1 protein-coding gene is annotated in these 370 nt (G+C 60.5%); it reads right to left on the bottom strand.

Features of this window, described 5'->3' with window-relative positions; all coding sequences use genetic code 11:
- Window positions 1-16: 16 nt before the first annotated feature.
- Window positions 17-370 (bottom strand): lipopolysaccharide kinase InaA family protein (locus tag FS767_RS21710; protein ID WP_218571741.1); only part of this gene is annotated, 354 nt, incomplete at its 5' end.

Below are 370 nucleotides of genomic sequence, written 5' to 3'. Positions count from 1 at the left end.
CGAGTAATTTGTGAAGTCATGGCTCCAACCCTCTGATCTTCCGTCCCAACGCCTGTTGGTAAACGTAGAGGAGAGTTCGCCATTGCGCAGCATTCCACGACGAATGGCGGCGCAATTGCAGCATATCCCGACGAGCGGCCGTGTCTATACCGAGGCGCTGGCGACATTTCTCCAGATCGAGCAGGGCCACCGAGAATTCCTTGCCCTGGGGACCGGCTCGTTCGGCGACGAAGATGTGCTTGGGATAGAGGCAACCGTGCTGCCAGCGATGCCGGTGCATGCGCGCCAGCACCTCACCAAGGGTGGCCAGAAACCGCTCGTGCTCAGCCTCGCTGAGCGCCTTGCCACCGCCTTCGGCATACCAGTGATC

This window comes from Pseudomonas sp. DE0010, from assembly GCF_007680745.1.
Taxonomy (GTDB): Bacteria; Pseudomonadota; Gammaproteobacteria; order Pseudomonadales; family Pseudomonadaceae; genus Aquipseudomonas; species Aquipseudomonas parafulva_B.
Note: the sequence above shows the minus strand (reverse complement) of the source record. Positions and strands in the feature narration are given on the sequence as shown.